We start from the raw sequence: 13,396 nt of genomic DNA on the forward strand, positions 1-13,396 counted from the left end.
ACCAGGAGCCGAGTATGGCCGAGTTCGACAGTCGCGGCCTTCCGATTTCAACGGGTTCGCCGCAAGCAGCGCGCAGCTACCGCACGGGTGTCGACCTGCTTCTATCGGCCTGGCCGGGAGCGGAGGACGCGCTGCGGCAGGCCATCGATCATGATCCGCAGTTCGCGCTCGCGCACGCCGCCCTCGCGCGTCTGTACGCGATCAAGGGGCAGCCCGCGGACGCGCGCGCGAGCATCGCGACGGCGCAGGCGATCGTCGCTCGGAACGGTTCGCCGCGGGAGATCGGTCATGTATCGGTGGTCGCGCTTGCGGTGACCGGTCAATCGGTCAAGGCGTTGGAAACCACGCTCGCCCATCTCGATCAATGGCCCCGCGACGTCCTGATCCTCTCGCTGCCGTTGGGAGCCTTCGGATTGTTCGCTTTCTCGGGGATGACCGACCACGATCAGGCGCGCGTCGATCTCTGCGAAACGCTCGCGGACCGCTACGACGCGGACGACTGGTGGTTTCTGACCTATCGCGGCTGGTCCCACGCCGAGAACGGATCGGTCGCCAAAGGCCGCGACTTCGCGCAGCGCGGTCTGGAACAACGCCGCGCCAACGCGAACGCCGCGCACGCCGTCGCGCACGCCATGTTCGAGCAGGGCGCGACCCGGGAGGCGGAGACGCTGCTCGAAGGCTGGCTGCCGGAGTACGACCGGGCAGGCCTGTTGCACGGACATTTGGCTTGGCACGCGGCGCTCTCCGCGCTCGAGCGCGACGATCCGCAGCACGTCCTCGCGATCTATTCGAAGCATGTGCGGCCGTCGGTCTCGCTCGGCCTTCCGATCAACGTCGTGAGCGACACCGTCTCACTGCTGTGGCGGCTGCAGGCGTACGGCTACGACGTGCCCCCCGGCTTGTGGGAGGAGGCCGAGAGCTACGCGCGATCGCGATATCCGAACCCTGGCCTCGCTTTCGTCGAAGTCCACATGGGACTCTTGGCGGCGGCGACCGGACGACACGTGGCTGCGACCGACCGTATCGACGCAAACGCTCAGCGCGTCGCGGACGGCGCACTGCCGGCCGGCTCCGTCGTCCCGGCGATCGGTTCGGCCGCGCTCGCTTTTGCGAACGCCGATCACGCTGAATGCGTGCGAATCCTCGAGCCCGTGGCTGGAGAAGTCGCTCGCGTCGGCGGCAGCGGCGCGCAGAGGGAAGTCATCGAGGACATGCTGCTGCTCTCTTTGATGCGAAGCGGCCAGTCCGCCAAGGCGCGCGATCTGCTCGATCGTCGCCTTCACCGTCGTCCTTCCCAGCGCGACGCGCGCTGGATGCGTCAAGTCGAGGTCTGAATGTCTCAAGTCGTCGTGCAGGGTCTGGTGGACGCTCCGCCAGCGTTCCGCTTCGAGCGCGCCAACGTCGTTAGGCTGGCGATCGCTCAGGCGCTGGCTGGCGCGAACTCGACCGTCATCTACGCGACCGGCGCGGTGGTTGGAGACATGCTGGCGCCCGCGAAGGCGTTGGCGACGCTTCCGATCTCGATCTTCGTCGTCGGGATGGCCGCCTGCACCTTGCCCGCCGGAGCGGTCGCACAGCGTTACGGTCGCCGGGCGGCATTCATGGCCGGGACGGGATGCGGCGTCCTAGGCGGACTGATCGGAACGTTGGCGGTGCTGCAAGCATCGTTCTGGCTGTTCTGCGTCGCGACGTTCTTCGGCGGCGTCTACGCCGCAGTGGTGTTGTCCTTCCGTTTCGCCGCCGCCGACTGTGCGGCGCCGGAGCGGCGACCTCGCGCGTTGTCGGCGGTGATGGCGGGCGGAGTCTTTGCCGGCGTGATCGGGCCGCAGCTCGTCACGTACACGATGGACCTCTGGCAACCCTATCTCTTCGCGGCCACTTATCTCGGGCAGGCGGCGGTCGCCGCGGTTTCGTTGCTGGTTCTCGCCGGTGTACGTCTGCCCCTGCCGGCGGCTGCCGAGGCCGGCAACGGCCGTCCACTCTCGGTCATCGCGCGCCAACCGCGCTTCATTGGCGCAGTCGTATGCGGCGTCGTCTCCTACCTGCTGATGAATTTCCTCATGACGGCGGCGCCGCTCGCGATGAAGTTCTGCAACCTCCCGCAGCAATCCGCGAACCTTGGCCTGCAATGGCACGTGATCGCCATGTACGGACCAAGCTTTTGGACCGGACGACTGATCAGCCGGTTCGGTGCGTCGAAAGTCGTGGCGACAGGCCTGCTGCTGACCGCTGCTTCGTCGGCGGTGGGCCTCCTCGGCATCCAAGTCGCGCACTTCTGGGCGACGTTGATCCTCCTGGGAGTCGGCTGGAATTTCGGCTTCGTAGGGGCGTCCGCGATGGTCTTCGAATGCCATAGGCCGGAAGAGAAGGCGCGCGTCCAGTCGCTGAACGACTTCGTCGTGTTCGGCACCATGACTTTCGGCTCGTTCCTGTCGGGAGGGCTTCTCTCCGCATATGGCTGGGACATGGTTCTGTGGCTTTCGTTTCCGCCTCTCATATTCGCCGTCGCAGCGCTGGTGCTGGCGTCGGCTGGACCGCTCCGCGACGATGCGGCCTGATGTCGTCGAGACCGGTTCGATCGCCCGCGGCAAAAACGTCGTCACACGGAACCTCGTCCCAGGGAAAGATCTGGAGAGGACGATTATCGGAGGCACCACCATGAAGCGATCCCATCGCGTCGCGCAGGTCTCAGAACCGCGTACGTTCGAAATTGCGGAACGCGAGACGCGATTTCAGCGTGCTCACGGGCGTACGTCCGCGCATCGAGACCATGCCATTGCAGAGAGCCGCGGAGGCGGTTGCACGGATGAGATCTGGGCAGGTCAATTTCAGGATGGTACTGACCATGACGGAGGAGCGCGATGCGCATCAATGACGACCTGACTGTTCCGGTGATCGTTCACGCCGCGCAGCTCCCGTGGACATCAAGCCCGGCGGCCGGCGTCGACCGGCGCATGCTGTTTCGCGTCGGCGACGAGGTGGCGCGGGCCACGTCGATTGTGCGATACGCACCGCGTAGCGCGTTCCCTCGCCATACGCACGGCGGCGGTGAGGAGATCGTTGTTCTCGACGGCGTCTTTGAGGACGAGCACGGCGATTACCCGGTGGGCAGCTACTTCCGCAACCCTCCCGGGACCTCACACGTTCCAGCATCGAAGGGCGGTTGCACGATCTTCGTCCGGCTTTGGCAATTCCGGGATGGCGATTGCGACCAGATCGTACGACGGCCAGCGGAAGGTCGTCAGCTCGAGCCGAGATTGGGCGCGGCGACCGCCAGCGAATTGTTCGACGATGGGTTCGAAAATGTACGTTTCGAGAGCTGGATGCCCGGCAGGATGATCATGGTTGAGAACCCACGCGGTCTCGAAATGCTTGTTCTCGCGGGGCGCTTGTCGATCGGCGACCAGGTGTTGACGTCGCAAAGCTGGGCTCGCTTGCCGCCTGGGCAGGCGCTGAGCACCGTCGCCGGCGCGGAAGGCGCGAAGGTCTGGTTGAAGGACGCACCCCTTCTCCATCCGGACGTATGCCGACTGCCATGAGGTCGATCGGGCATCCATCGGCTATAATTTTTAGCCGAGGTCGCGAAGGGGCTCCCCTGACGCGATGGCACCCGCCGACAATCGCGGGCGCACGGGGATCAGCGCGCGTCGCGCCGGGCCGACCTATCGCTTCTTCCTGGTGCGAGACTGAGGCGTAGGGCGGGACACCTTTACGAAGGACTTGAACGCTTCGGTCACGGCCCGAACTGTTGGAGCGTCGATCATTCCCCGGCGAGCCACAACCCCTATCCTTCGATGGACAGGCGGGTCGAACGATATGGACTTGAGTTTGTCGGCCGGCTCAAAGGAGAACAAACCGACTGGAATGATGGCGACGCCAAGCTTCAACTTCACGATTCTGACCATCGTCTCGATGCTGTCAAACTCCATGAAATCGTTCACAAGGATACGTCTCTCGCGCAAAGTAGCATCGATTACTCGGCCAACTCCCATTGCGGGATTGAAACGAATGAACGGATAAGTCCGTAGCAAATCGCCGGTCGAGCCGCGGACCAAGTCCTTATGAATGACGACTTTCAGCTCCTCTTCGGAGATCTGTTCGAAGACAACGGCTGGATCGAATCTTTCCAGTTCTGTGACGACGGCGACGTCCAGATGCTTCTCCTCGACCTTGAATGCGAGCTCGGGTGAAAGCCCGCTCTGCACTTGAATTCGTAAGCTTGAGTGGTCACTTCGCAATTTCGACAGGGTCTGCGGAAGCAAGTGCGTCGCAACCGATGGGATCACGCCCAGCCTCAACGATCCGGTGAGCGCAGTCGCGGGCGCCGAAGCGAGCAGCCGGAGCGCGTCGTACCGCTCGATGATATGGCGCGCTTCGTCGACAAGCCGCCAGCCGTTGGCATTAAGCACAGGAGGCCTGCTCGTCCGGTCGAAGAGCTTCGTTCTCATGTCGACTTCAAGAGCCTTCATCTGCATGCTGACTGCAGACTGAGTCATGTAGAGTCGCTGTGCGGCGACGTTGAAGCTGCCTCCGTCGGCGATGGCCACAAGCGTTCGGAGTTGTCTGATGCTCATGAGCATCGACTTAACATATTTTGAAGTCGGGCTCATAAAATATTCGTTTGCGTTTTGACAGGCTTCGGGGCGAATTGCGACGGACGTCCTAGCGACCGAAAGAGGACCAACCCATGCACATGAAGCTGTCGCCCGAGCAACTGAAGCTTCGAACAGCCGCCCGCGAACTTGCCGAGGCGGAGTTCGCTCCAAAAGCGGCGGAAGTCGATAGGACGGAAGCCTATCCGTTCGACAACGTGACCGCTCTAAAGCAGGCCGGCTTCATGGGATACACAATTCCGAAGGAGTATGGCGGCCGCGGTGGGAGCTTCTTTGAGGCGGCGCTGATCATCGAGGAAATGGCCCGCGTATGCGGTGCTACGGGGCGAATTGCCGTTGAAGCAAACATGGGCGCCATTTCGGCCGTGATGCAGTACGGCACCGAAAAGCAGAAGCGCTTGGCTGCGGAGTTGGTTCTGGCCGGTGACAAACCTGCGATCTGCATCACTGAACCGAATGCCGGCTCGGCCGCGACTGAAATGACGACGCGTGCGGACAAGCGCGGCGGAACCTATGTTATCAATGGCAAGAAGCATTGGATTACCGGAGGCGGCGTCTCGAAGCTTCATTTGATCTTCGCCCGCGTGTTCGATCAGAGCGGAGTCGAGCAGGGCATTGGTGGGTTCATCGCGGTAGCCGGCGCTCCCGGATTGATCGTAGGTAAGCGCGAGCCAGCCATGGGGCTGCGCGGGATCCCCGAGACGGAGATCATCTTTAGGGATCTCGAGATCAAAGAGGACATGCTTGTCTTGCCGCCGCGGGGCCTGCGTCGCGGCTTCGCCGATCTGATCAATGCGTACAACAGTCAGCGCGTCGGTGCCGGCACGGTAGCGCTCGGGATCGCTCAAGGCGCGTTCGAGAAGGCCGTGGCCTTCGTGAAGGAGCGCGAGCAATTCGGGCGGCCCATTGCCGAGTTTCAAGGCCTCCAATGGATGGTGGCTGACATGGCTGTCGCCATCAATGCAGCACGGCTTTCTCTTCATCAGGCGGCGTTGAGCGCCGACCCGTTTCCCGATGCTCTTTTGGCGGCTCAGGCGAAGATTATCGCGTCGGAGACAGCCAACACGGTCACGAATCAGGCGCTGCAGCTCTTCGGAGCACGCGGATATTCGCGGGATTATCCGATGGAACGCGCCGTCAGGGACGCTCGTATGTTCACGATCGCCGGCGGTACAGCCCAAGTACTGAGGACATTGGTTGCCTCTCGGGTGCTCGACATGAAGCTTCCACAAACGCGAGGTGGCTACAACAAGCCGACCACCTCACTCCGCGATGCTGCCGAGTGAACGCGAGCCTCGATCCAGGTAGCCAACTTTCGACGATTATCGGCCTCGGCCGGCCTCCCGATCGGATCTGAGGTTTCTCACTGTAGATCTCGCTCACTGGGCCCGGCGTGAGCATCGGCCATGCTGGGCTTTTTTCGAGCTCTCCGCCGCCGCCGGTCATCGCGTGGGTCTGTCCGGCATTTAGAAGACCAGTTCGTGAGGGACGTGCCCTTGACAAAACCACTGGCTGGCATCCGGGTGATCGAGCTGGGTGAACTGATCGCAGGCCCTTTTGTGGGCACACTGCTCGCCGACAACGGTGCGGAAGTTATCAAGGTCGAGCGACCAGGGCGCGGCGACGTGTTGCGCCAGTTCGGTCCGATCGTCGAAGGCACCAGCGCATTCTGGCAGGTCAACAGCCGTAACAAGAAATCCGTAGTCGTCGACATCACCCGGGACGGAGGGCTCGTCGTACTGCGCAACCTGATCAAGAAGTGCGATATCCTGATCGACAGCCTAAGGCCCGGCGTGCTGGAGCAACGAGGCTTGAGCGATGAGGCCCTTCGGGTGCTGAACCCCGCAATCGTCGTTGTACACGTGTCTGCCTTTGGTCGAATCGGGCCAAAGTCGAAACGAGGGGGATACGATCCTGTTGCGCAAGGTTTCTGCGGTCTCAGCTATCTGACCGGAAAGCGTGATGGCCCGCCGATGCGCGCAGGAGGCGCGGTCCCGGTCTGTGACTTCATGACGGGGCTTCTCGGCGCATTCGGCGCCATGCTGGCACTTCAGCAACGGAAAGCTGGTTTAAGCCCGATACCTGCCGTCGACGTCGCGCTATACGACGTGGCCTTTAGGATGATCGCCCCGCTGGTCGCATATTTCGAGGCCTCCGGAAAGGCCTGGCAGCGAGATGGAAATCACAGCCTCGGTGGTGCTCCGACAGGCCACTTCATGACTGCCGACGAAAAGTGGATATGTCTCTCCGTTCAGAACGATGAGCAGTTTGCCCGCTGCGCCGGCTTGGTGGGGCGCCCGGAATGGGTTTCAGATCCTCGCTTCACGACCCTTGCTGGTAGGACCGAGCATCGTAGTGAAATCGAGGCCTGGGTTTCGAAATGGATACGGAGCATGGACCGGACAACGGCATTGGCTGCCTTCGAAGCGCAGTCGCTCGGCGCGGGACCGATTCAGTCCATTGAGGATATGGCGAGCGACGAGCACCTCAACTTCAGGGGTTTGAAGCCGGTAAGTGATCCAGTTCTGGGCGCGGTGAGAATGCCGCGAGCTTTGCCCTTCGCTACCGACAAGGACGATGGGCAACGGCCCGCGCCAAAGCTGGGCGAACACACCCGTCACGTGCTTTCGCATGTCCTTGGATACGCGGACCAGACAATCGCTGACATGATTGAAGACGGCCGCATAGCGTCCGGGTAGTCGCGGCGCCCACACTCGCCGGATCGTTGCTTTCAATCTGAGGTCACGATCATTCCTCTCGAAATTCGCGGAACGGAGATCCTATGTTTGATGATAGAGGATTGGGGCTGAGCTCCAAGCATGAGGGTGCAGTGACCGCCTATAACGAGGCGATCAGGAGCTTCCTTGAGTATCGGACGACAGCAATGCCCTTGGCGAAGCAGGCGGCGGACCTGGACCCGCAGTTTTGCCTCGCGCACTGCTTGCGTGGCTACTTCTTCATGATGTTCGGAACGCTCGCGGTACTCGACAAAGCTAGGGCCGCCCTCGGACAAGCCGAGCGGACCTCCGAAGGAGCCACAGATCGCGAAAGGAGGCATGTCGAAGCCTTGCGCCTCTGGATCGAAGGCGATCTGATGGCGGCGAACGCATGTTGGGAGCGCATTCTCACCGACTATCCGCACGATCTTCTGGCCTTGCGTCTCCACCACTTCAGCAGCTTCTGGATGGGGCAAACCCGCGCTCTGAGATCGATCCCCGCATCCGTACTGGCGGACTGGCGAAAGGACATGCCGGGGTATGGGAATCTTCTCGGCATGCTCGCCTTTGGGTGCGAAGAAAACGGCGACTACGGGAACGCCGAACGTTACGGGCGGCAGGCGGCTGAGGTCAGTCCGGATGACCTGTGGGCGTTGCATGCCGTTGCGCACGTACTCGAGATGCAGGGGCGGCACAGGGATGGGCTGGATTGGCTTAACCATCCACTCGACAAATGGAACGATCGCAATCCGTTCCGGCGGCACCTTTGGTGGCACAAGGCACTCTTCCACATTGATGCGGGAAGGCTCGATGGTGCCCTTGAGCTGTATGACTCGGCCGTCATGGGCGAAAAATCGGATTTCTATCTCGACATCCAAAATGCGGCGTCCCTTTTGGCCCGCCTGGAATTCTGCGGCGTTGATGTCGACACTCGCTGGGAGAAGCTGGCCGATTACGCCGAGAATCACATCGATGATCACGCGTTAGTCTTCACTGACATCCATTTCGTTATGTCGCTGGCGCGCGAAGGCCGCTTCCACGCAGCTAGACGGTTGATCGAATCAATGAAGACCTACTCTAGCGACGAGACGAAATACGTAAGTGGCGTCATTCAAAAGCTTGGCATCCCGCTTTGCGAGAGCATCATCGCCTTCGAGCAAGGCCGATATGATGATGTGGTCAATGAAATTATGCCGTTGCGTCACGTCACCGGCCCGGTCGGCGCAAGCCACGCACAGCGCGACATTTTCGATCAGTATCTTCTTGAGGCCGCGCTCCGCGCGAACAAGATTCCGCTCGCTCAGAAGCTACTTCAGGAGCGCAGATTCTTGAAGCCAGGCAGCCACGAGAGCGAATACAAGCAGGCCAGGTTGCGAAAATCGATGGCATCGCGTGCATAGCATGCGGCGATGCCGCGCAGATCATTCGTGCGTTGGAGCCGGTTCAAGGAAACTCCGCTCTGTCGCGCTGAGCAAGTGGAGGTATTCTCGATGAGTTCACCTAATGCAATGGCGAAGTACATCGAGCGTGGGATGACTGTCGCGCTTCCGGTAGATTACGCTGGCGTATCGATGGCCATGACGCGCGAAATGATCAGGCACGGTGCGAATGATTTGCACCTGGTCTGCGTGCCGACTGGAGGCCTACAGGTCGATCAGCTTATTGGAGCCGGCTTGGTCAGAACAGTCGAGACGAGCGCGGTCTCATTGGGCGAGGCGGGCGGCGCGCCTCGGTTCAATGCCGCCGTCAAGGACGGCTCAATTCGATTGATGGATGCGACTTGTCCCGCCATTCATGCCGGCCTGATGGCGGCTCAGAAAGGCATTCCGTTCATGCCGATGCGGGGGCTGATCGGAACAGACCTGCTTCGGCACCGGGCAAACTGGCGCGCAATCGACAATCCTCTCGCCGATGGGGGCGATCCGATCGTCCTGATTCCTGCCATCAAGCCGGATGTGGCTATCTTCCACGCCCCCATGGCTGACCGTTTCGGGAACGTCTGGATCGGGCGGCGACGCGAACTCGCGGCCATGGCCTATGCCTCAAGTATCACGATCGTCACCGTAGAGCGCATCGTGGAGAAGAACCTGCTGGCGGACGAGCTGACGGCCGCAGGGGTGCTTCCTGCCCTTTACATCACGGCCGTCGGGCGAGCTCCGCGAGGCGCGTGGCCCTACGGCCTTTGGGGCGAATATCCCCCGGATACGGCAGAGATCGCTCGCTATGCTCAGGCGGCGCGGACGGTCGAGGGATTTTCTAGATACATGACCAACGTCAGATCGGAGGAGGTATCGTGACTGGTGTCCTTCCCCGCGAGATATTGATCCATGCGATCGCGCAGCTATTGGACGGCGTCAAACATGTGGCCGTGGGCGCTTCGTCACCCATTCCTGCCGCAGGGGCTATGCTTCTGCGCGCGTTGAAAGCTGCCAAGGGAGAACCTGGCCCGCGCATCTCGATTCTCGGATCGGTTGAGCACAACTTCTTTACTAACGGCTCGGCGGAGCTCTTCGATTGCGCTGCTCAGGGACGTATCGACGCATTCTTTCTCGGCGGAGGACAGATTGACGGGCTCGGCAATGTCAATCTTGTAGGAGCGGGAGGTTATCCGCAGTCGAACGTGCGCTGGTCCGGATCTTTTGGGTCAGCCTATCTGTATTTTGTCGTGCCGCGAGTCATACTTTTCCGTGAGGAACATTCCCCGCGCGTTCTGGTCGACAAGGTTGATTTTGTGAGCGCTCCCGGAGTGAGCGGAGAAGGCGTATTCCGAACTGGAGGACCTATCGCGCTGCTAACGGGCAAGGGTCTCTTTCGCTTCGACAAGTCCCGTCCTGGATTCGTCCTCGACAGCGTTCATCCGGGGCACGATCTCGATGAAATCAGGGCGTCGACCGGTTTCAAATTCGAGCATGCTGACCAGCCAGGTCGAACGGCATTGCCCGACGCATCAACGCTACATCTGCTCCGCGGTAAGGTGCTCGACGAGCTTGCCGAGACGTATGGCGAGTTCGCAGCACAGATGCGTGCTGTGCACTCCTGATGCTAGTGTTCATCTCACGCTAGTCGGCCAGCACTTGGCGAAGATCGCGGAGGATGCGATCTGCCCGAAAAATGCTGTGGCGAGATCGGTCTCTCCCGGGATCACTGCTGCTGCCGCTTTGTCGGCGGACCCGAGTTTGTGAATCCGCGTCCTAGTTCACCATTGGCAGCGAAAGCGTCGTCTCTCCGGAAAGCAGCGGTTTAACTTCGAGAAGCCGTGCGCGCAGCCTGGGGTAGTTGGCCGCAAGGTTCTTGACGTTGTTGTCGCCGTTCTCGATAGCGAGCGCGGCTGCAACTCCGGCTGACTGGCCCATCTGCCAGAACGGCGGCTCCATGCGGATTTCACTGATCGCGACGTTGGTTGCCGAACCGCCGAACAGGCAGAGAAGATTCGACGGGTCACCCCTCCGGGGAAGCATATATTCGTAAGGGATCGGAGCTTTCTTGTCGGCGCCGCTGGTCGGGGTGATGTAGAGGTTGCCCTCGATGATGACCTTCCAGCTCGTGCCGTCGAAATACGCCCGATATTCGATGGCGTGACTGTCCATGTCGTAGGCCGCAACCGCAATCGTCTTGGTCGAGCGCGGCGTGGTACCGTCTGGCGCGTTGAGGTCCTCGGCCGTAAGCACGTAGTCCCCGACGATACGGCGACCGGAGCGGACATAAATCTGGCTATTGAAGTTGGGCTGATCGCCCCAATTCGGAGAAACATAGTGCTTTGCCGAGAGACCGTAGGTCAGCGCCGAAGCGCGGATCGCGGCGGGGACGCGGCTGTCCTCCTCGTGTTGCAGGAGATACCACAGCCCGAAGATGTAGCTCTTGTGGAGCTGGATGATCTCTTCGCGGCGAGCATAGCTGGCCGTGGCGTATTCGGTCGAGGTCGGGTCCACGAAGTCGCTCGACATGATGTTCTTCGTATTGAAATCGAAAACGTCAGCCGCCAGCGGCTGAATATTGAAGATGTCGGTCAGGACCAGCGTGGGGTCCGCGGCGAACAAGCGCAGCAGGATCTCATATTTCGACTTCGAGTAGCCGGCAGGTGGAGTCGATGGGAACGGGATCATATAGGCAGGCGTCGTGGTCAATGTCAGGCGATAAGCCATCGATTGAACCTTGCCGTCCGCCGAACCGTTCGCGGGGGTACCGTTGGCGAAGACGCCCTGCACGCCAGCAATCAATCCGGAATTCGTGTCTCCGGGCGTGTTCCACGGATCGATGTCGACTGCCGCGCCCGAATGATTGGTTGCCTGGTTCGGCCGCGAACCGTAGGTGGTTTGAACTCCCCGGAAGCCATTCGCCGCCTCCGCGCCAGCGCCGGCCTTCTCGCGACCGACCGTCATGGTGCAACCGCTGACATAGGCCAAGTCCATCTCGTATGAGCAATCGATGAAGACTCTTCCGCTGAATGTCCGGCCGTCCCGCGTCGTGAAGCCGGCGATTTGTCCATCCACAACGGCCGCGCTGACCGCACCGGTTGACCAATAGACCGGGATATCGGCACCGCCCGTGAACGACGGGTCAAGCAGCTCCCGGTTGGCCTGCTCGAAATGGCGAGGCTCGAAAGAGATGTTCGACGTGCCTTTGAGGAGCGTCTTGATGCGCTTGCCGAGATATCGCGCCACCCCCGAGAACTCCGTCGGAGCGGTGCCGCCGGCCCAACCCAAATCGCCGGCGAGTGTTTGGGTGCGATTGATGAGATATCGCGGCAGCCCTGTGATCGCGGTCGGAGCCGTGCTGTCGGTCCACCCTAGTCCACCGACGCCGGGTACTCCACCCACGTTGTAGTCACGCCAGCCGCCCACGATACAGACGGAATGTCCCTCTCGAGCCAGCGATCGCGCGGCGAGAACGCCGGCCGCCGTCGCACCATAGACGATCGCATCGTAAGTGGTGACGTTCTGTGGTTGGTAACCCGCTTCGTAGGTGTCCAGTTCAGCGGTGGACATGACCTGATGCCACATTGCAAGGACCGCGCTGAGCTCTCGCATCTGTGCCGCGGTGAGGTTGCGGCCGGCAACGAACCAACTGGACAGCGCTCTGGTGCTGCCGGACGGGGTCCCGTTGTTGTTGGCTGCCAACAGGTACATCTCGTGCGCGGGCAAAGCCGCCGATACGGACGCGACATCGGCGACCAGGCAACCGTTGCGATAGGCTTGGAAGTTGTCAGAGTTGCCTCGCGAGACAGCGTTGAAAAACTGGCCGTCCCAATCCGCGGTGTTTCCGATGGCGGTAACGAGTGCGCCGCCGCAGCGCGCAGCCATTGTGTTTGTAGCGCTATTCCAGATACCAACGGTGATGCCGTTCGTGGAATCGTTGGCACCGATTTCAGAAGACGTGCCGGCAACAGCCCCGGGCGAGCAAGAGAAGACGCCAGCCGCGTGACTCGTCTGAGGGAGGCTGGAGCATTTCAGACCCGTCATGCGGAAGTAGCCGCCTCCGGAGGCCGCAACAGTGGTGTTGGCAACAAGCGTGACGTTGCCGACCTGCGTAAGGTCATACATGCCGGGGTTCTTGATGTTGATCCTTGACGCGGCGAGCGTCGGTCCGGCCTTGCCCAGGTGGACAAGACACGGCCAGACCGGATCGCTGACCGGAAAGTTCTTCAGCCGCCTGATGCCTCGGTTGAAGGTGCATTTGCGACGGCGCGTCATCGTCGTGCCGGCCGCAGCCCACGCGGCAGCAAGCGCCTCGGTCTCGGGCTCGAACGCGAAGTTCGGGAGGACGACGGGACCGCTGCCGCTCTTCGCTTTCCCGGAGGAATCGAGGTCGTCTTCACTCGGCTCGAGCTGCTCGATGCCGAAGGCTTGACCTCGCTCGCTCACAAGGAGAGCGGCCGCGCCGACTAGCCACTGCCTTCGGTTCAAAACGCACGGCCCCGCAAGGCTGAATATGCTTTCGAATTTGCCATTTGCGCCTTTTGCGAGCCGCCAGAACTTGCGATCATGTTACTCGTCGAGACTTACATCAGCCTTACGGTTGCAGCTTCGCGGACGCAAAGTGAGCGGTGTGGTCGGTGTGGCCTTCTTG

Annotated in this window: 10 protein-coding genes and 1 pseudogene; 9 read left to right on the forward strand and 2 right to left on the reverse strand. The window is 61.3% G+C overall.

Annotated elements, in window-relative coordinates:
• Positions 1-14 precede the first annotated feature (14 nt).
• The 4 genes and pseudogenes from MTX19_RS10845 to MTX19_RS10860 all read left to right on the forward strand — a co-directional run bounded on the left by MTX19_RS10845 (position 15) and on the right by MTX19_RS10860 (position 3,539).
• Entirely contained in the window at positions 15-1,334 is a 1,320-nt protein-coding gene (locus MTX19_RS10845; protein WP_280985963.1) for a tetratricopeptide repeat protein, read from the forward strand.
• Positions 1,335-2,558: an MFS transporter gene (locus MTX19_RS10850; RefSeq protein ID WP_280983580.1), complete on the forward strand. Its 1,224-nt coding sequence runs from the start codon at positions 1,335-1,337 to the stop codon at positions 2,556-2,558.
• Positions 2,559-2,728: 170 nt separating this feature from the next.
• Positions 2,729-2,875 (forward strand): annotated as a pseudogene (locus tag MTX19_RS10855) (alcohol dehydrogenase); the annotation flags it as partial.
• Positions 2,862-3,539: a cupin domain-containing protein gene (locus MTX19_RS10860; protein WP_280983581.1), complete on the forward strand. Its 678-nt coding sequence runs from the start codon at positions 2,862-2,864 to the stop codon at positions 3,537-3,539. The pseudogene MTX19_RS10855 and the gene MTX19_RS10860, both read left to right, overlap by 14 nt.
• A 123-nt stretch (positions 3,540-3,662) precedes the next feature.
• On the opposite strand, the gene MTX19_RS10865 is transcribed toward MTX19_RS10860, so the two are convergent.
• Positions 3,663-4,610 (reverse strand): LysR family transcriptional regulator, encoded by a 948-nt coding sequence (locus MTX19_RS10865; RefSeq protein ID WP_280983582.1) that lies wholly within the window; start codon positions 4,608-4,610, stop codon positions 3,663-3,665.
• Positions 4,611-4,687: 77 nt separating this feature from the next.
• Here MTX19_RS10865 and acdA point away from each other — a divergent pair, with 77 nt between their 5' ends.
• The 5 genes from acdA to MTX19_RS10890 all read left to right on the forward strand — a co-directional run bounded on the left by acdA (position 4,688) and on the right by MTX19_RS10890 (position 10,370).
• Positions 4,688-5,899 (forward strand): 3-sulfinopropanoyl-CoA desulfinase, encoded by a 1,212-nt coding sequence (acdA, locus tag MTX19_RS10870; RefSeq protein ID WP_280983583.1) that lies wholly within the window; start codon positions 4,688-4,690, stop codon positions 5,897-5,899.
• A 210-nt stretch (positions 5,900-6,109) separates the two neighbouring features.
• Positions 6,110-7,312: a CoA transferase gene (locus MTX19_RS10875; protein WP_280983584.1), complete on the forward strand. Its 1,203-nt coding sequence runs from the start codon at positions 6,110-6,112 to the stop codon at positions 7,310-7,312.
• A 131-nt stretch (positions 7,313-7,443) separates the two neighbouring features.
• Positions 7,444-8,730, forward strand: a complete 1,287-nt coding sequence (locus MTX19_RS10880; RefSeq protein WP_280983585.1) for a tetratricopeptide repeat protein — start codon at positions 7,444-7,446, stop codon at positions 8,728-8,730.
• A gap of 108 nt (positions 8,731-8,838) precedes the next feature.
• Positions 8,839-9,627, forward strand: a complete 789-nt coding sequence (locus tag MTX19_RS10885) for a CoA transferase (RefSeq protein WP_280985964.1) — start codon at positions 8,839-8,841, stop codon at positions 9,625-9,627.
• On the forward strand, positions 9,624-10,370 hold the full coding sequence (locus tag MTX19_RS10890; RefSeq protein ID WP_280983586.1) for a CoA transferase: 747 nt from the start codon (positions 9,624-9,626) through the stop codon (positions 10,368-10,370). The genes MTX19_RS10885 and MTX19_RS10890 overlap by 4 nt, the downstream gene beginning before the upstream one ends.
• Positions 10,371-10,521: 151 nt before the next feature.
• Here MTX19_RS10890 and MTX19_RS10895 read toward each other — a convergent pair whose 3' ends face one another.
• Complete coding sequence (locus MTX19_RS10895; protein ID WP_280983587.1) at positions 10,522-13,191, reverse strand: FAD-dependent oxidoreductase; 2,670 nt, start codon at positions 13,189-13,191, stop codon at positions 10,522-10,524.
• Positions 13,192-13,396: the final 205 nt, after the last annotated feature.

This window comes from Bradyrhizobium sp. ISRA464, assembly GCF_029910095.1.
Taxonomy (GTDB): Bacteria; Pseudomonadota; Alphaproteobacteria; order Rhizobiales; family Xanthobacteraceae; genus Bradyrhizobium.

What these genes read in the sequence shown, in the direction of transcription:
- MTX19_RS10845 (WP_280985963.1), top strand. Translation starts at nt 15, where the DNA reads ATGGCCGAGTTCGACAGTCGCGGCCTTCCGATTTCAACGGGTTCGCCG.
- MTX19_RS10850 (WP_280983580.1), top strand. Translation starts at nt 1,335, where the DNA reads ATGTCTCAAGTCGTCGTGCAGGGTCTGGTGGACGCTCCGCCAGCGTTC.
- MTX19_RS10860 (WP_280983581.1), top strand. Translation starts at nt 2,862, where the DNA reads ATGCGCATCAATGACGACCTGACTGTTCCGGTGATCGTTCACGCCGCG.
- MTX19_RS10865 (WP_280983582.1), bottom strand. Translation starts at nt 4,610, where the DNA reads ATGAGCCCGACTTCAAAATATGTTAAGTCGATGCTCATGAGCATCAGA.
- acdA (WP_280983583.1), top strand. Translation starts at nt 4,688, where the DNA reads ATGCACATGAAGCTGTCGCCCGAGCAACTGAAGCTTCGAACAGCCGCC.
- MTX19_RS10885 (WP_280985964.1), top strand. Translation starts at nt 8,839, where the DNA reads ATGGCGAAGTACATCGAGCGTGGGATGACTGTCGCGCTTCCGGTAGAT.